At 74.2% G+C, this 17619-nt stretch carries 12 protein-coding genes; 1 reads left to right on the forward strand and 11 read right to left on the reverse strand.

The features are described 5' to 3' along the window. Positions 1 to 26: 26 nt before the first annotated feature. From proB to rplU, 4 genes are all read right to left on the reverse strand, one after another. A complete protein-coding gene (gene proB, locus AC5R91_RS10995; protein ID WP_495397041.1) occupies positions 27 to 1139 on the reverse strand; it encodes a glutamate 5-kinase in 1113 nt (370 codons plus the stop codon). Positions 1140 to 1147: 8 nt separating this feature from the next. Continuing rightward, complete coding sequence (gene obgE, locus AC5R91_RS11000) at positions 1148 to 2794, reverse strand: GTPase ObgE (RefSeq protein WP_495397042.1); 1647 nt, start codon at positions 2792 to 2794, stop codon at positions 1148 to 1150. A 220-nt stretch (positions 2795 to 3014) separates the two neighbouring features. Then, entirely contained in the window at positions 3015 to 3284 is a 270-nt protein-coding gene (rpmA, locus tag AC5R91_RS11005) for a 50S ribosomal protein L27 (RefSeq protein WP_009739808.1), read from the reverse strand. Positions 3285 to 3289: 5 nt separating this feature from the next. Then, positions 3290 to 3607 carry a 50S ribosomal protein L21 gene (rplU, locus tag AC5R91_RS11010; RefSeq protein ID WP_495397043.1) on the reverse strand — a complete coding sequence of 106 codons (318 nt, stop codon included), beginning with the start codon at positions 3605 to 3607 and terminating at the stop codon, positions 3290 to 3292. A 447-nt stretch (positions 3608 to 4054) separates the two neighbouring features. On the opposite strand from rplU, the gene AC5R91_RS11015 reads away from it, so the two are divergent. Further along, positions 4055 to 4648 carry an MFS transporter gene (locus AC5R91_RS11015; protein WP_495397044.1) on the forward strand — a complete coding sequence of 198 codons (594 nt, stop codon included), beginning with the start codon at positions 4055 to 4057 and terminating at the stop codon, positions 4646 to 4648. Positions 4649 to 4785: 137 nt separating this feature from the next. On the opposite strand, the gene AC5R91_RS11020 is transcribed toward AC5R91_RS11015, so the two are convergent. The 7 genes from AC5R91_RS11020 to mreC form a co-directional block, all read right to left on the reverse strand. After that, complete coding sequence (locus AC5R91_RS11020; RefSeq protein ID WP_495397045.1) at positions 4786 to 8943, reverse strand: Rne/Rng family ribonuclease; 4158 nt, start codon at positions 8941 to 8943, stop codon at positions 4786 to 4788. A 115-nt stretch (positions 8944 to 9058) separates the two neighbouring features. Then, a complete protein-coding gene (locus tag AC5R91_RS11025) occupies positions 9059 to 9820 on the reverse strand; it encodes a TIGR03936 family radical SAM-associated protein (RefSeq protein ID WP_495397046.1) in 762 nt (253 codons plus the stop codon). Then, positions 9804 to 11870: a TIGR03960 family B12-binding radical SAM protein gene (locus AC5R91_RS11030; protein ID WP_495397047.1), complete on the reverse strand. Its 2067-nt coding sequence runs from the start codon at positions 11868 to 11870 to the stop codon at positions 9804 to 9806. The genes AC5R91_RS11025 and AC5R91_RS11030 overlap by 17 nt, the downstream gene beginning before the upstream one ends. A gap of 83 nt (positions 11871 to 11953) precedes the next feature. Next, positions 11954 to 13189, reverse strand: a complete 1236-nt coding sequence (rodA, locus tag AC5R91_RS11035) for a rod shape-determining protein RodA (RefSeq protein WP_495397049.1) — start codon at positions 13187 to 13189, stop codon at positions 11954 to 11956. Positions 13190 to 13343: 154 nt separating this feature from the next. Continuing rightward, positions 13344 to 15800, reverse strand: coding sequence for a penicillin-binding protein 2 (gene mrdA / locus AC5R91_RS11040; protein ID WP_495397050.1), 2457 nt, complete (start codon positions 15798 to 15800; stop codon positions 13344 to 13346). Continuing rightward, on the reverse strand, positions 15797 to 16339 hold the full coding sequence (gene mreD / locus AC5R91_RS11045; RefSeq protein ID WP_495397051.1) for a rod shape-determining protein MreD: 543 nt from the start codon (positions 16337 to 16339) through the stop codon (positions 15797 to 15799). Before mreD ends, mrdA begins: the two co-directional genes overlap by 4 nt. A 6-nt stretch (positions 16340 to 16345) precedes the next feature. Beyond that, on the reverse strand, positions 16346 to 17371 hold the full coding sequence (mreC, locus tag AC5R91_RS11050) for a rod shape-determining protein MreC (RefSeq protein WP_495397053.1): 1026 nt from the start codon (positions 17369 to 17371) through the stop codon (positions 16346 to 16348). Positions 17372 to 17619: the final 248 nt, after the last annotated feature.

Genomic DNA, 17619 nt, shown 5'->3' on the forward strand with positions numbered 1-17619 from the left:
GCCCTGGCGGCGAGGCCGCGCAGAGATCAGCGGGTCGGCAGCAGCAGGACGAGGTCGTCCCGGTGCACGATCTCCCGTTCGTAGGAGGGGCCCAGTTCGGCGGCGAGCTCGGCGGTGGACCGCCCCAGCATCGCCGGCAGCTCCGCCGCGTCGAACGCCACCAGCCCCCTGGCCACCGGACGCCCGTCGGGATCGACGAGATCGACGGGATCGCCCGCGGCGAAGTCGCCCTCGACGCCGGTGACCCCGGCGGGCAGCAACGACGCCCGCCGCCGCACGACTGCCGCGACGGCCCCGTCGTCCAGGCGCAGCAGCCCCTCCGGCGCGGTGGCGTGCGCCAGCCACAGCAGCCGGGAGGCCCGGCGCGGGCCGGTGGGATGGAACACCGTCCCGACCTCCTCGCCGCGCAGCACGGGCGCGGCGTTCACCGCCGAGGTGATGATCGCGGTGACTCCACCGGACGCGGCCATGCGGGCAGCCTCGATCTTGGTGGCCATGCCGCCGACGCCGACACCGGCGGTGCCCGTCCCGCGGGCGGTGAGCCCGGCGAGATCCGCGTCCGAGCGGACCTCGCGCAGCAGGTTCGCCGGCCCGTGGCGAGGGTTGGCGTCGTAGAGGCCGTCCACGTCCGACAGCAGCACCAGCAGGTCGGCAGACACCAGGTGGGCGACGATCGCGGCGAGGCGGTCGTTGTCGCCGAAGCGGATCTCCTGGGTCGCCACCGCGTCGTTCTCGTTGACGATCGGAACGACGCCGAGCTCGAGGAGCCGGTCGAGCGCGGTACGCGCGTTGCGGTAGTGGGTGCGGCGGATGACGTCGGTGGCGGTCAACAGCACCTGGCCGACGCGGTAGCCAGCCCGGCCGAAGGCCGCGGCGTAGCTGTGGACCAGGGAGCTCTGCCCCACGCTGGCCGCGGCCTGCTGGGTGGCGAGGTCACGCGGCCGGCGGGCCAACCCCAGCGGGGCGAGACCGGCGGCGATCGCCCCGGAGGAGACGAGCACGAGCTGCCCGGCCCTGGGCAGCAGCGCGGACACGAGCCCCTCCAGGCGGGCGACGTCGAGTCCGCCCGCGGCCGTCGTCAGCGAGGACGACCCGACCTTGACGACGACCCGCTGCGCGTCGGCCACGAACGCCCGCATGTCGGCGCCTACGCGTCCGCGTCGACGGCGCCGCCCGTCCGGGCGTCGGCGCCCGCGGCGCCCGCGGCCTCGATGTCGGCGTCGGCCAGGCGGGCGCGCCGTGCCCGGGCCATCCGTTCGGCCCGGGTGAGCCGGACCGAGCCGCTGAGCCGGTCGTCGCTGCCACGGGGCCCCAGGGACGCCGCCACGGCGGCCGCGCGACCCGCGGGACGCGGCGGCATGACCGTCGGGACGCCCGGGTTGCGCTCCCCCGCCGTCGCGGCCTGGACATCCGCGCCCGGCTCGTCGGCGCCGAGACGATCCACGGCGTCGCCGCCGCCCAGTCCGCCGCCGCCCAGAACTTCGACCCCGCCCAGTCCACCGCCGCTCAGGGTCGGCTCCCAGTCGAAGGTGACGTCGCCGATCGTGACCTCGACGCCCGCGGTCGCGCCGAGGCGGGCGAGCTCCTTCTCCACCCCGAGCCGGGCGAGCCGGTCGGCGAGGAAGCCGATGGCCTCGTCGTTGGTGAAGTCGGTCTGGCGCACCCACCGCTGCGGCTTCGCCCCGGTGATGAGGAAACCATCGCCGTGCGACGTCACGGCGAAGTCGGGTTCGTTCACCGCCCGCGGACGCAGCACGACGCGGGTCGCGGTCCGGCTCGGCGCCGCAGCCCGCAGCGCCGCGACCCGCTCCGCCAACGCCAGCGACAGCGCATGCACTCCCCGCCGGGTGGCGCTACTCACCGCGAACACGTCGAGCCCGCGGGCCCGCAGGTCGGCGGTGACCAGGTCGGCGAGGTCGGCGGCGTCGGGCACGTCGATCTTGTTGAGGACGACGAGCCGGGGACGGTCGGACAGGTCGGCGGAGTACGCCGCGAGCTCGGCCTCGATGACGTCGAGATCGGACAGCGGGTCGCGTCCCGGCTCGAGGGTCGCGCAGTCCAGCACGTGCACGATCAGCGAGCAGCGCTCGATGTGCCGGAGGAACTCCAGGCCCAGGCCGCGCCCCTCGCTCGCCCCGGGGATGAGGCCCGGGACATCCGCCACCGTGTACGGCGGATGATCCCCCGCCTGGGCCACTCCGAGGTTGGGCACGAGGGTGGTGAACGGATAGTCGGCGATCTTGGGCTTGGCGGCGCTCAGCACCGACACCAGGGACGACTTCCCCGCGCTGGGGAATCCGACGAGCGCGACGTCGGCCACCGTCTTGAGCTCCAGGACGGCGTCGAGCAACTCGCCCGGCTCGCCGAGCTCGGCGAATCCGGGGGCCTTGCGGCGGGCGGAGGCCAGCGCCGCGTTCCCCCGACCACCGCGCCCGCCGCGGGCGAGCACGAACGCGCTGCCCGCCCCGACCAGGTCGATGAGCTGCTCACCGTCGCCGGTGAGGACCACCGTGCCGTCGGGCACGGGGAGGATGAGGTCCTCCCCGTCCGCGCCGCTGCGGTTCGAACCCTGGCCGGGTCGGCCGCGCGAGGCCCGCTGGTGCGGATGGAAGTGGAAGTCGAGCAGGGTGGTCACGCTCGGGTCCACGACGAGGCGGACGTCGCCGCCGCGGCCGCCGTCACCGCCGTCCGGACCGCCCAGCGGCTTGAACTTCTCCCGGTGGATGGAGGCGCAGCCGTGGCCACCGTCGCCGGCCGCCGCGTGCAACACCACCCGGTCGACGAAGGTCGGCATCGCTGCCCCCTCTCCCCTGGTTCATTTCGTACGGTCTGCGGACCGTCGTCAGCCGGCGGCCCGCCTTGTCCCGTGCCACGGCACATACATGCCAAAACCGCGCGCACCAAACCCAGGCGGGATGATGCGCGCGGCTGTGTGCTTGGCATCGGGGACGGCGAGCGCCGTGACGGCTTAGCCAGGCCTGGCTAAGCCGGTCGGCATCCGCCGTCCGGTCGAGTCAGGCCGCGGGCGCCGCCACCTGCTCGACCACGTTCACGACGCGGCGGCCACGCCGGTGGCCGAACTGCACGTGACCGGCCGACAGCGCGAACAGCGTGTCGTCCTTGCCTCGGCCGACCAGCTCACCGGGGTGGAAGTGGGTGCCGCGCTGGCGAACGATGATCTCGCCGGCCTTGACGAACTGGCCGCCGAAGCGCTTCACGCCCAGCCGCTGGGCGTTGGAGTCCCGACCGTTGCGCGAGGAGCTCGCGCCCTTCTTATGCGCCATCTCGCTCAGGCCTTCCCGGTCTCGATGCCGGTCACCTTGAGACGCGTCAGCTTCTGGCGGTGACCCTGACGCTTGTGGTAGCCGGTCTTGTTCTTGAACTTGTGGATCCGGATCTTCGGACCCTTGACGACGCCGACCACCTCGGCGGTCACCTCGACGGACGCGAGCGCGCCGGCTTCGTGGGTGACCGAGTCGCCGTCGACGAGCAGGAGCGCCGGAAGGTTCACGGCCGCGCCCGGCTCTCCGGAAAGGAGCTCGACGTCGACGACATCGCCGACGGCGACCCTGTGCTGCTTGCCGCCGCTGGCAACGACCGCGTACACCAGATCTCCCTGCTGTTGTTGAACCGCTGTGACCGCACGGAACCACGTTCCCCACGGAGCTTTGGGTGCGCCCCCTGCCGCCGACGGCCGCACAGCAGCCGTCGGGCGGCTCTTCCGGTGGGCCGGGCCCAGTCCGGATGAACGCGCGGACTCCACCTTACAGGTCATCGCCGCGGGGGTGACGATCGGGAGCCGCACCGGTGGTGCCCGCCGGGCGCCGGACGGGCCGACGGAGACGGCGAGGTCGGCATCTCCCGCCTGGGTCCGGCCGGATCCGAGGCGGACCGGTCACCCCGGTCGCACCCCGCCGTCCCCCCGCATGCGGGCCATATCTCTGGATGACCCGGACGGGCCATGGTGGAGCGGGCCGGGGAAGGAGAAGCATGGATCGTCCGCATGGCGCAGTTCCACGATGGATCGTGAGGCTACGACGCCGGAGACAACATCGTGGGAGACATCGTCGCGTCGGGGGTGATGGGGATGGTCTGGCAACTGCTCGTCTGGACCGCGGGGGCCGGGACCGCCATGGCGCTCGCCGTGGCATGCCGCCCAGCGGCCGAGGCGGCCCGCCGCCACGGCTCGGTTCCGGGCACGGTGCCGGCCGCGACCGGCGCGCTGGCAGCGCTGGTGGTGGTCGGCCTGGCCCTCACCGCCTTCGCCGGTGTGCCGCCCTGGGCGGGCGCCTGCTGGCTGGTGGGGACCGCGCTGGCGGCGGGGTGGATCGCGCTGCGGCGCCGGGATCCGGCCGCCTGGGGTGTGCCCGTGACGCAGCCGGTGGGTGGGGACGCGGGGCAGGACGGCTCGCCGCGCCAGTGGATGAGTCCCGACCTCGCCGATCAGGACGATCTCGTCCAGTCGCTGACGATCGCGTCGTACGCGTTGCAGATGGGCGACGCGGGGCGGGCCCATCAGGCCGTCGAGGTCGCGCTGTCCCGCTCCCGGGCCACCCTGGATCTGCTGATGCGGGAGAACCCGGGCCGCGGGTTCGTCCGCTCCGGCCCGGCCACGTCCCAGACTCCGGCCGGTCCGACCGCCGCCTGAGGCTGACGCGCCGGCCGCGACGCAGGTGGCCGCCGCCCCTCCCCCCCCCCGGTGGGATCCGGAGGGGACGGGCGACCTACCTGGGCTCGCGCGACCGTGCCCGCTCGGCGGCGGCGCGCCGAGCGGCGGCCGGCCGGTCAGGTGCCGGTGGACTCGACCGACGGCGGCACGGACTCCATCGACTCGGCCGGCTTCGACACCGGACGGGATGCCCGGCGCCGCCGGCTCCGGACGGGCTTGCCGGCGGCCACACCGCTGTCGGTGGTGGCGAGGCTGTCCGGGTCGTCGGAGTTCGCGTACACGGGCGGTGCCTGGTCCCCGCCGCCGGTCTGGGCGAGGGGGGCCGTCGGGGCGGCCACCGCAACCGCCTCCGCGGGAACATGGCCGTTGCCGTTCACTGCCACGATCGGCCCGGCAGCGGCAGCGTCCGCCACCGCGCCGGCGGGTGCCGACGGCGAGTCCGGGGCGCCCCCGGCAGCGCCGGCCGCCATGCCGGCGTCGTCGTCCACCGCGGCCGGCTGGACGAGATCCGCCGCCGACACGGCGCCACCCACCTCGGCGGCTTCGGCGGGAGCGCCGACCGAGGCGGCCGCGACGAGCGCGGGGCCGCCGGCAGCCCGGGTGGCGGCGCCGCGCGAGCGCCGGCCCGACCCACCGGATCCGGACCCGACCGCAGCCGGTTCGGACTGGCCGGCGCCGGACCCGGCAGCGGCCGAACCGGCCGCCGGGTGGGCGTGCCCGCCGCCGTTGAGGTGGATGAGCACGCCACGGCCGTTGCAGTGCACGCACGGCTCGCTGTATGCCTCCAGCAGGCCCTGGCCCACCCGCTTGCGGGTCATCTGGACCAGGCCGAGGCTCGTCACCTCCGCGACCTGGTGCCGCGTGCGGTCCCGGCCGAGGCACTCGGTGAGCCGGCGCAGGACCAGCTCCCGGTTGCTCTCCAGGACCATGTCGATGAAGTCGATGACGATGATCCCGCCGATGTCCCGCAGCCGGAGCTGACGGACGATCTCCTCGGCGGCCTCCAGGTTGTTCTTGGTGACGGTCTCCTCGAGGTTCCCGCCCTTGCCGGTGAACTTGCCGGTGTTGACGTCGATGACCGTCATCGCCTCGGTGCGGTCGATGACCAGCGACCCGCCCGACGGCAGCCAGACCTTGCGGTCCAGCGCCTTGGCGAGCTGCTCGTCCACCCGGTAGTCGACGAAGACGTCCCCGGACCCGGTGTAGCGGCGGATGCGCGGGCGCAGGTCGGGGGCGACCGCGTCGATGTACTCCTCGATCGTCGCGGCCTCGCCGGAGCCCTGGACGACCAGCTCGGTGAAGTCCTCGTTGAAGATGTCGCGGATCACCCGCACGACGAGGTCCGGCTCGCCGTAGAGCAGGGACGGCGCCGAGGCCTTCTTGGCTCGCCGCTGGATGTCCTCCCACTGCGCGGCGAGCCGTTCGATGTCGCGTTCGAGCTCGGCCTCGCTGGCGCCCTCGGCGGCGGTACGCACGATGACGCCGCCGTCCTCGGGTGTGATCTTCTTGAGGATGCTCTTGAGTCGCGCCCGCTCGGTGTCGGGCAGCTTGCGGCTGATGCCGGCGTTCTGACCGTCCGGGACGTACACGAGGTAGCGGCCCGGCAGGCTGATCTGGCTGGTGAGCCGGGCGCCCTTGTGGCCGATCGGGTCCTTGGAGACCTGGACCAGGACCGACTGCCCCGACTTGAGCACCTGCTCGATCTTGCGGGGACGGCCGTCGAGCCCGGAGGCGTCGTAGTTGACCTCGCCGGCGTACAGGACGGCGTTGCGGCCCTTACCGATGTCGACGAACGCCGCCTCCATGCTGGCCAGCACGTTCTGCACCCGGCCGAGGTAGACGTTGCCCGCGTACGACGCGGAGCTCGCCCGGGTGACGAAGTGTTCGACGAGCACGTCGTCCTCAAGGACGGCGATCTGGGTGCGGTCGCCGGCGTGACGCACGATCATGCGACGCTCGACCGCCTCGCGGCGGGCGAGGAACTCGGCCTCGGTGACGATCGGCGGGCGGCGCCGACCGCTGTCCCGGCCCTCCCGCCGCCGCTGCCGCTTGGCCTCCAGCCGGGTCGAGCCGCTCAGGCCGCGGACCAGGTCCTCGTCCCGGCGGATCTCCCGCACGTGGACGACCGTGTTCGGCGGGTCGTCGACCACCGCCGGCTCGTCGCCGCCCGCACGCCGACGCCGCCGGCGGCGCCGGCGGGAACCGCCCGCACGATCGTCCTCGTCCTCGTCGTCGCCGTCGTCGGCGCGATCCGCCGCCTCGCCGCCGTCCGCGGCGGCCGGCTCCAGCTCGCCACCGCGCCCGGGACGATCGGTGGCGTCCGCGGCCACCGCGGCGTGCGGGGCCTCGTCGGTCTCGCCGACGCCGTCCTCGACGTCGGTCTCGGTGCCGTCCTCGTCTCCGCGGGCCCGGCCACGACCCCGGCGGCCACGGCGGCGGCGGCGAGTGGAACCCGACCCGCCGCCCTGGTCGTCCTCGTCGAACTCCCCGTCCTCGTCGACGGCGGCGAGTTCCTCGGCGATGGTGTCGGTGTCGGTGTCCTCGTCGGCAAGCTCCGGCTCGGCGGGCCGCGCGGCGGCGGCGGTCGGCGCCGATTCGGCGGCGGATCCCACCTCGTCCGCGACGTCGGCGCGCCGCCAGCGCGCCTCGGCAGCCGCCGGCTCTGGCGCCTGGAAGGTCACCATCGCCACCGGGCGGCGAGCCGCCAGGCGGGAGACGGGCTCGGCGGGCGACTCGTCGCCGATGCCGGCCCAGGTCGGTGCGGTGACCCGCCGGGTCCTCGTCCGGGTGCGGGCGCCGGCCGGCGCCGATTCGGCGGCAGCCGGTTCGGGCTGCGCCTGCTCGCCCTCGGCGGTTGCCTGACCTGCGGCGGGTTCCTGACCTGCGGCGGGTGCGGAGACGGGAGTCGAGCCGAGCGGCGTGCCCGTGGCCGGCGCCTCGGAGACGCCGGACGGCTGGGCGACGGCGGCGTCGACGACGGACGGTTCGGCACCGGCCGACGATTGAGCGACCGCGGCCGGCTCGGCGACGGCGGCCGAGGGAACCTCGCCGGCCGCAACCTCGCTCGCCGGGGCCGGGCCGGGGCTCGCCGGGGCCAGGCCGGGGGGAACGTCGGCGGCCGAAGATCCGGCGGCCGACACCTCGACTGCCGGCGCGGAACCGGAGGCGGCCTCGGCGGGCGCGCCCTTGGCGGCCGTCGCGCGACGCCTGGTGGTCCGGGTACGCGTGGCTCGAGTCCTGGTGGGCTCGCCGCCCCCGGCCTCGGTGGGCGCGGCGACGACCGGCGCCGGCTCGACGGCGGACGGCTCCGTGGCAGAGGCCTCGACGGCGGCCGGCTCGGTGGCAGGGGCCTCGGTGGCAGAGGGTTCCGTGACAGAGGGTTCCGTGACAGAGGGTTCCGTGACAGAGGCGGAGGCCTCCGCGGCGGCGGGGGGTGCGGCCGGTGCCGTCACCGGGCCGGACGTGGCCCGGCGGGCACGGGTCCGCTTGGGCTTGGGCGTCTCCTCGACGGGCGCAGCAGCCGCGGTCTCCCCGGACGGCGCCCCGGCGACAGGCGAGATCGGGGCCGACACCGAGCCGGACTCGGTGCTGGCAGCGGTGGCGGTGGCGGTGGCGGTGCCCGCGGCGACGGCCGGGGCCGGCGTGGTGCCGGCGGCGGCAGACGATCCTGCCGCTGTCGCGTCGGCACCGGTCACGGATTCGACGGGGGTCGGGATCTCCGCCGCGGCGACGTCACGGACGGCGCGGCGGCTGCGGGTTGCACGGGTACGCCGGGCCGGCGCCGGGGGCTCGGCGCCCTCGGCCGCGCCGTCACCGACAGCCGTGGCGGCGTCGGCGGGCGAGGCGGCGTCGGCGGGCGAGGCGGCTGACGCCGTGGAGAGGTCGACAGGCGGGACGGCGGCGGAGACGGCCGGATCGGCCGTGACAGCCCCCTGAGCCGCGGCCGCATCGCTCGCGTCGTCCGCCTTCGCCCTGGTCGCGCGGGTACGCGTCGTGGAGGTGGTCCTCGTCCGCCGCCGGGTGGTGGCCGGCGCGTCGGTCGAGGGCGGCTCCCCGGGCGGGGCGGTGTCCTCACCGGAAACGGCCGCGGAGGCCGGGGGGCCGGCCGCGTCGTTGGTCACGCTCGGAGCGGCGGTTGCCACGGCGCCGTCGAGAGCGGACCCGTCCGGGTGCTCGGGGGGCGGACCGGCGGCCCGCCCTGCGGCCCTGCGCCGACGCGGCGCCGGGCGGGTGGATTCGGATTCGGTCTGGGTGGTCAGATCATCGTCGGGCACGGGTTAAGAAGCCTCTCGGGCTCCCGGGCGCGCTGCCTGGTGCAGTCGCGGCCGCGCAGAAGCCAATGTCTCGGTCCGGCTCGGGTGCTGCCGGGAAAGCCTGCGACGCCCTGCATCACGCTGATGACCGACCTGCTAGCCGGCCAGCGTCGTTGCGGTCCGGCGCCAGCGGGTCCGCCAGCGTCCTATCCTCGCGCAGTCGGCCCTGCTCCAGCCGGGTTGGCTCGGGCGGCACCGACGGGCGCAGACCGGCTACCACGCCAAGGGCGGTCAGCACGTCGTCTGGTCGCACAGCGGGCGTCGTGTGCCGCACGACCATCTCCAGTATCGCACACGTGTCGTTCCCTGCACGACAAACGGCCAAGACCATGGCCGCACGCACATCGAACCGGCGCCGGCCGTCCTTGGTCGCACGCTCGACCTCAACGACGTCACGGCGCAACAGTTCGGCCACCGCGTCGCGCAACTCGGGCTCCGCGACCCCCGGCAGCCGCACCACCCACCGGGAGGCGTCGATCCGCTCCGCGAGCCCGGCTCCCTCGGCCTCCGCGGCGCCCACCACGTCCAGCCCGGGCGGCAACGCCGCGTCCAGGGCGGCCTGCAACCGCGTCGGCTCCACCGTCGCGGCCAGCGCCAGCTCGACGTACTCGGCCTCACTCGCGGCACCGGTGGGCGCGGCGCCCACCCAGGAGATCCGGGGGTGCGGGCTGAAGCCCGCCGAGTACGCCATCGGCACCGCCGCCCGACGCAGCCCTCGTTCGAAGGTACGGGCCACATCTCGATGTGACAGGAATCGCAGCCTGCCCCGCTTCGCGAAGCGCAGGCGGACCCGTTGGACCACCGGCGGGGGCGGCGGCCCCTCAGGCCGGCGTGCCACTACCCACCGCCGCGGGGTCGAGCCGGAAGTCGCCGGCCGGCCCGTCGCCGGCGCCGGCGCCGCTGCCAGCCTCGGCGGCCTCCGCGACCTCGGCCGCAACCGGGGCGGTGACCACCGGCGAACTCGCCGACACGCCCACCACCGGCAGCAACGATCGACCGGTCGGTCCGATCTGGGTGTCCGTCCCCATCGTGGGGCAGACGCCGCAGTCGTAGCAGGGGGTCCACCGGCAGTCGTCGAGCTCGGTCTCGCGCAGCGCCTCCTGCCAGTCGGCCCACAGCCAGTCGCGGTCGAGGCCCGCGTCGAGATGGTCCCAGGCGAGCACCTCGCGCTCGTCCCGCTCACGGGTCGTGAACCAGTCGAGGGAGATCCCGAGCGGTTCGAGCTCGGCGGCGCACGCCGACTCCCAGCGGTCGAACGAGAAGTGTTCGTTCCAGCCGTCGAACCGACCTCCCTCGCGCCAGACCCGCTCGATCACCGCGCCGACGCGGCGGTCGCCGCGGGCCAGCAGGCCCTCGATGATGCCGGGACGGCCGTCGTGGTAGCGGAACCCGACGGCGCGAGCGATCTCCTTGTCGGCCCGTACGGTGTCCCGCAGCAGCTTCAGCCGCGCGTCGGTGACCTCGTGCGACGCCTGACCCGCCCACTGGAACGGGGTGTGCGGCTTCGGGACGAAGCCGCCGATCGAGACCGTGCAGCGGATGTCGCGATGGCCGCTGGCGCGGCGGCCGGCCCGGATCACCTCCCGGGCGAGATCGGCGATCTCCAGCACGTCCTGGTCGGTCTCGGTCGGCAGGCCGCACATGAAGTAGAGCTTCACCTGGCGCCAGCCGTGGGCGTAGGCGGTGCTGACGGTGCGCACCAGGTCCTCGGCGCTGACCATCTTGTTGATGACCTTGCGCAGCCGCTCCGAGCCGCCCTCCGGGGCGAACGTCAGCCCGCTGCGCCGGCCGTTGCGGGAGAACTCGTTCGCCAGGGTGACGTTGAAGGCGTCCACCCGCGTCGAGGGCAGGCTCAGCGAGACCTTCTCGCCCTCGTACCGGTCGGCGAGACCGGTCGCGATCTCGCCGATCTCGGTGTGGTCGGCGCTGGACAGCGACAACAGGCCGACCTCGTTGAAGCCGGTGGCCCGCAGCCCCACGTCGACCATGGCGCCGATGGTCTCGATGTTCCGCTCCCGCACCGGCCTCGTGATCATCCCGGCCTGGCAGAACCGGCAGCCCCGGGTGCAGCCGCGGAAGATCTCCACGCTCATCCGCTCGTGCACCGTCTCGGCGAGCGGGACCAGCGGCGCCTTCGGGTACGGCCAGGAGTCGAGGTCGGACAGCGTGTGCTTGGTCGGCCGGGCCGGGATGTCGTCGCGGTTGGCGGTGACCGCCTGGATGCGGCCGTCGGGCCGGTAGGCGACGTCGTAGAACGCCGGCACGTAGACCAGCCGTCGGCGGGCGAGCCGGGCGAGCAGCTCGGTGCGCCCGCCGGGGGCGCCGGCCGCCTTCCAGGCGCGGATCACGTCGGTGATGCCGAGCACCGCCTGCTCGCCGTCGCCGAGCACCACGGCGTCGACGAACCCGGCGATGGGCTCCGGGTTGAACGCGGCGTGCCCGCCCGCGACGACCAGCGGGTCGGACTCACCGCGGCGCTCGGCGTACAGGGGGATCCCGGCGAGGTCGAGCGCGGTGAGCATGTTGGTGTAGCCGAGCTCGGTGGAGAAGCTGACGCCGAGCACGTCGAAGTCGCCGACCGGCCGGTGGCCGTCCACCGTGAACTGCGGCAGGCCGTGCTCGCGCAGCAGCGCCTCCAGGTCGGGCCACACCGAGTAGGTCCGCTCGGCGAGCACGTCCGGCTGCTCGTTGAGGATCTCGTAGAGGATCTGCAGCCCCTGGTTGGGCAGGCCGACCTCGTAGGCGTCCGGATACATCAGGGCCCAGCGCACCGCGGCGGCGTCCCAGGGTTTGACGATGGAGTTCCCCTCGCCGCCGACATACTGCACGGGCCTTCGCACCCGCGGGAGCAGCGGCTCCAGGCGAGCGAACAGCGACTGTCCGGACATGCAGGCGAGCCTACGGCACGGCGGCACCCCAGCACGGACCCGCGCGTTCGCCGGACCTCCGGACGAAGAAGGCCGAACGGCGGCTACGACGCGTAGGGATCGGAGCGCGAGCGTAGGCGGACGTTCTGGAGCAGGCCGACAGCGATCATGTTGGCGAACATCGACGAACCGCCGTACGACAGGAACGGCAGCGGCAGGCCGGTGACCGGCATGATTCCCAGGCACATGCCGATGTTGACGAACGACTGGAAGGTGAACCAACAGACCACACCGGTCGCGATCAGCGCGCCGAAGGAGTCCTGGGAGGCAAAACCGATCGACAGCGCCCGCCACAGCACCACGCCGAGCAGCACGATGATCCCGCCCGCCCCGAGATAGCCCAGCTCCTCGCCGGCCACGCTGAACACGAAGTCGGTCTGCTGCTCGGGGACGAACTGCCCCTGGGTCTGCTGGCCGTGCAGCAGACCGCGGCCGGTCACGCCGCCGTTGGCGATCGCGATCATGGCCTGGGCGACGTTGTAGCCGGTGCCGGAGGATGCCTTGTTCTCGGAGACGAACGAGGTGAGCCGGGCCTCCTGGTACGGCTGGAGCAGGTGGAACTGCAGGATCGCGCCGCCGAACAGCACCCCGCACAGGATCAGCCCCAGCACCCACCGCCGCGGCGCCCCACTGACCGCCAGCATGCCGAGGGTGGTGAAGACCAGCACCATGACCGTGCCGAAGTCCGGCTGGAGCATGATCAGTGCGATCGGGACCACGGTCAGCCCGAGCACGAGCAGGACGTCGCCGTGACCGGGGGCGCTGCGCCGGATCCCGGTGTGGCGGTCCTCGTGCTGCTCCCCCAGGATCATCGCCGCGCCGACGACCAGCGCCACCTTGGCGAACTCCGACGGCTGGAGCTGGAAGCCGGCGGGCAGCACGATCCACGAGTGCGCGCCGTTGATCGTCGACCCGAACAGCAGTACCGCCACGAGCCCGACGAGCGAGCCGAGGTAGACGAACGGCGCGTACGCGCGCAGCACCCGGTAGTCGACCACGGTCGCGACCGCGCCGAGCACCAGCCCGATGGCGAGGTTCAGCAGATGGCGCTTGAGAAACGTCTGCGGATCGCCGCCGGCCTCGCCGAGGCGCTGGCGGGTCGCCGACCACACCAGCAGCGCACCCACGACGGACAGGCCGATGACGCAGAGCTGCAGCGTCCAGTCGAGCCGCCGCAACGGCGAGTGGCGCCCGGATGCGCGGTCCCGCAGCTGCCCGATCCGCCCTCGGACAGGTACCGGGGACGAACGCAGTGCGGTCGGCCCCGCCTCCTGGTTCACAACGCCTCCTCCCATCCATCACCCTCCCGGACATCGCCCACGCGGACATCGCCCTGTCGCACGACACCCCGACGGCCATCACCCGGACCGACGCCGCCCAGCCGTCGGCGCGCACCCGGGACCACGCCGGCGCCGGGCGGTCCGGCGGCACGGGTCACAGGCGCGCGGTGCCCGCGGGCGGGGCTCGGCTCGGCGCCGATGACAGGACGCCGACGGCGACGGGCGGCCCCGCACTCCCGGGCGCCGGGTGCCAGGCGGCCGGGCCGGTCGCACCGGTCGCCAGCGCGGGGCCGGTGCGGGCGGCGTCGGCGGTCGTCGACAGCGCGGGCAGCACCGCGAGCGGGCCGCCGGCCGGTGGTCCGGCGACGGGCCCCCGTCCGGGCGCCGACACCGGCGCCGCCACAACGGTCCCGGTCGCCGGCACCGCCCGCGACGCCGGGACCGACAGCGACGCCGGCGACGTCAGCGCGGTCGGCGACGTGGTCGACCCGGCGGCCCCTGTTGGGGATGGGGTGATCGACGGGAACCGATCCCCGGCGGACGTCGCCGCGATCGTCCCGTCCCGGTTGATCTTCGGCAGGGCGCCCGGAGGCTGGCCGCCCGGCATCGCCGCCGCCTGGCCGACGCCGTAGATGGCCTGGTAGATCCGCTTGGCGACCGGAGCGGCGTACTCGGCGCCGGTGCCGGAGTCCGGGATCGTCACCACGACGGCGAAGCGCGGGTCGTTGGCCGGGGCGAAGGAGGCGAACCAGGAGGTGTCCCCCTTGCCCTCGACCTCGGCGGTGCCGGTCTTGGCGGCGATCGGGACGATGGTGCTCGGCCAGTCCCCGAAGACGCCGGTCGCCGTGCCGCCGCCCTCGGTGGTGACGCCGGCCAGGCCGCTGCGGATGTAGGCGAGGATCTCCGGGGAGACCGGCAGCGTCCCGGCCTTGCGCGGCGGGAAGGTCTGCACCACCCGGCCGTCCGAGGCGACCGCCGCCTTGGCCAGGGTGGGCTTCCACAGGGTGCCGCCGTTGGCGATCGCGGCGTAGGCCGTGGCGAGCTGCAGCGGGCTCAGCGACAGGTACTGCCCCTGGCCGATCGCGAACTGGGTGGCCGCGCCGGCGTTGTAGAGGTAGCCGTCCACGCACGCCTCGGCCGCGTACTTGCGGAACCGCTCCGCCTTGACCGGGTCGGACTCCTCCGGGTAGCCGTTCTTCGCCCGCCGGCAGTAGGAGTCCTTCAGCTCCGCCCAGATCGCCTTCGCGCCGGCGCGGTCGACCACGGACCCCTTGGCCTCCCCGGGCAGGTCCAGGCCGGTGGCCTTGCCGAAGCCCATGGCCTGGGCCATCCGGACGAAGTACTCCTTCGGCGGCGAGTAGGGCCCGCGGCCGTTGCGCAGGCCGCCGTCGGCGAGCCACGAGTCGTAGGCGAACTGGTCGAAGATGACGTCGCAGGAGATGACCAGCGCCTGGTGCAGGGTGATCGGCCCGGCCGACTCGCCGTCGAAGTTGTGGAAGACCTGGTCGCCGATCTGCAGCGACGGGGCACAGTCGAAGTGCTGGTCGCCCTTGGCGCCCAGGTTCTGCATCGCGACGGCGGTGGAGACGACCTTGAAGGTCGAGCCGGCCGCGCCCGAGCCCTGGTAGGCCCGCGAGAGCAGGGGGATGCCGTTGGCGGGGTCCGACAGGGCCCGGTAGTCCTGCTCGGAGACGCCGCCGACGAACACCGACGGGTTGTACGAGGGCAGGCTGGCCATCGCGACGACGCCGCCGGTGCGCACGTCGAGGACGACCGCCGACGCGGTCCGGTTGCCGCCGCCGAGCTGGTTGATCGTGTCCTGCAGCGCCTGCTCGGTCGCCTGCTGGACGCCGAGGTCGAGGTTGAGCACAAGGTGGTCGCCGCTGATCGGCGCGGTGGTCGACGCGGTGCCGGCCACCCGGCCGAACCGGTCCACCTCCAGGCGCTCCACCCCGTCGGTGCCGCGCAGCTCGTCGTCGTACGTGCTCTCCAGGCCGGCGACGCCGATCAGGCTGTTGAGGTGGTAGCCCTTCTCGTCGCCCTGCTTGTCGAGCTGGTCCTGGGTGACCGGGGCGAGGTACCCGAGCTCGTGGGCTGCCAGTGAGCCGTGCGGGTACTCGCGCACGGCCTGCAGATCTGCCGACACGCCCGGGAAGCGGTCCGGATGTTCGATGACGGCGAGCGCCTGCTGGGGGCTGACGTCCTTGGCGACCGGGACCGGCTGGTAGGGCGAGCCGTTCCAGCACGGCGGCTTCACCTGGGCGGTGCAGAACCTGATCCGCCGGGTCAGCTCGTCGGCCGGCGTGTTGATCACGCCAGCGAGCCGGGCGAGGACCGCCTTGCCCTGGTCGGCCTGCCGGTCCGTCGCGGACCGGTTCACCGAGATGACCAGCGAGGTGCGGTTGCGGACCAGGGGCTGGCCGCGGTCGTCGAGAATCATCCCGCGGGTCGCGGGGGTCACCACCTCGCGCACCCGGTTCGTCTCGGCGACCTGGCGGTAGTGGTCCCCGTCAAGGATCTGCAGCACCCACAGCCGCGCACCCAGGGTCGCGAGCAGCGACAGCACCAGCACACGCAGCAGCAGGACGCGGATGCGCATCCGGTCGTTCATCGGCCGCCCCGCCGGGGGCGGCCGGACAACCGCCGGGAGCCCGCGGCCAGCAGCGGGAACAGGAACGGGGTGAGCAGCACCGCGTAGACGCCGGCGGCCAGCGCGCGGCCGACCGCCTCACCGCCGGTCAGCGCCGCCTCGCCGAAGATCGAGGTCGTCGCCGCGTAGCCCAGGGTGCCCGCCACGCAGGCCCCGGCGATCGCCGCGAGGGGCACCGCCACCGACCGCTCCGCCGCATCCATCACCAGGCCGACAGCGTAACCGACCAGACACATAACGAGAGCAGACTGGCCGAGAACGTGACTTGACGCCAGATCGGCCAACACCCCGACCACGAACCCACTGACCGCCCCGACCAGCGGTCCTTCAATCAGCGAGATCGCCGCCAGCAGGATGAGCACGAGATCCAGCCGGCCGCCGGGCAGGCCCAACCGGGCGACGATCGAGACCTGCACGACGAGCGCGACCGACAGCAGCGTGATCGCGGCGACGAAGCTGCGGGCGCGCAGGGTGTCCGCGGAGCCGGCGATGTCCCACATGCCGGCTCAGCCCGTCCCGCCCTGGCCGGGGCGGACGGCGCCGAAAGTGGCCGTTCCGGGAGTGGCCGCACCGGGAGTGGCCGTGCCGGGAGTGGCCGTGCCGGGAGTGGCCGTGCCGGAGGCGGTCGTTCCGGAGGCGGGTGGCTGGGCGGCCGGCGGGGTCGGTGCCGGCTGGGTCGGCACCGACTGCGGCGCCAGCAGGCGGTCGCCCGGGTCGGCCGCCGGCCGGCCGACGACCACGCCGACGAGGTCGAGCGTCCCGACCGACACGTACGGCTTGACCTCCGCCGTCCGGGACAGCCCGCCGACGTCGGTGACCTTGGTGACGACGCCGATCGGCACGCCGGCGACGTAGTCCATGCTGCCGAAGGTCACCAGCCGGTCGCCCTTCTGCACCCGGTAGGAGGCGTCGTACAGGGTGAAGGTCAACGTGCTCGGCCCCTGGCCGCCCGCCACGGCGCCGAGCAACTGGGTGCGTTCCAGGCGGGCGCCGACCCGGCTGCCCGGATCGCAGGCGAGGCGGACCACGGCGGTGTGTGCCGTGGCGGAGGAGATCGTGCCGACGAGCCCGTCGGCGTTGAGGACGGTCTTGTCGACGTCGACGCCGTCGTCCCGGCCGGCGTTGATGGTGACGGTCCAGTCCGTGCCGCTCACGTCGCCGACCGCGATGACCTTGGCCGGCACGATCGAGTACTGGCCCTTGTCCGCGATCAGCCGCAGATCGCCGAGCTGCTTGGACATCCGGCCGATCTCGGCATTGTCGGCGAGCTGGCGACGCAGCCCGGCGTTCTCCTGGGCCAGCCGGTCGGCGCGGTCGTGGTACCGGTTCGGGTGGCCCAGCGACGAGGCGGTCCGGCCGATCGGCCGGGTCACCGCGGTCACGCCGTCCTCGACGCCACCGAGGACCGAGTGGACGACACCCCGGGCTCCGCTGGCGGAGCGGCCGGTCTTGTAGTCGAGGGTGATCAGGGTGAAGGCGGCGATGAGCAGGGCGACGATCACCAGGCGGGATCGCCTCGTGTCACGCCCCACAGCAGCCTCCGAACAAGCTCTCAGGCCCCGCGCCGCCGCACGGCAGGCGCCGGGCGGCACGGGGCACCTGCCCGCTCACCGCGGGGCGGGCACGGCACCGGCCGGGTGGCGACGGGCCGGTGGCGACGGCCGGAGCCGGCCGCCGCGCGCGGTCCGTCGCTGTGGTCGGACGATCCACATCGTCGCGACGTTCCCGGATCTGACACGAAATTCCCCACTGGCGGGGACGTCCCGGACACCGCCCGGGA

The sequence above is a fragment of the Frankia sp. BMG5.60 genome (assembly GCF_059428125.1).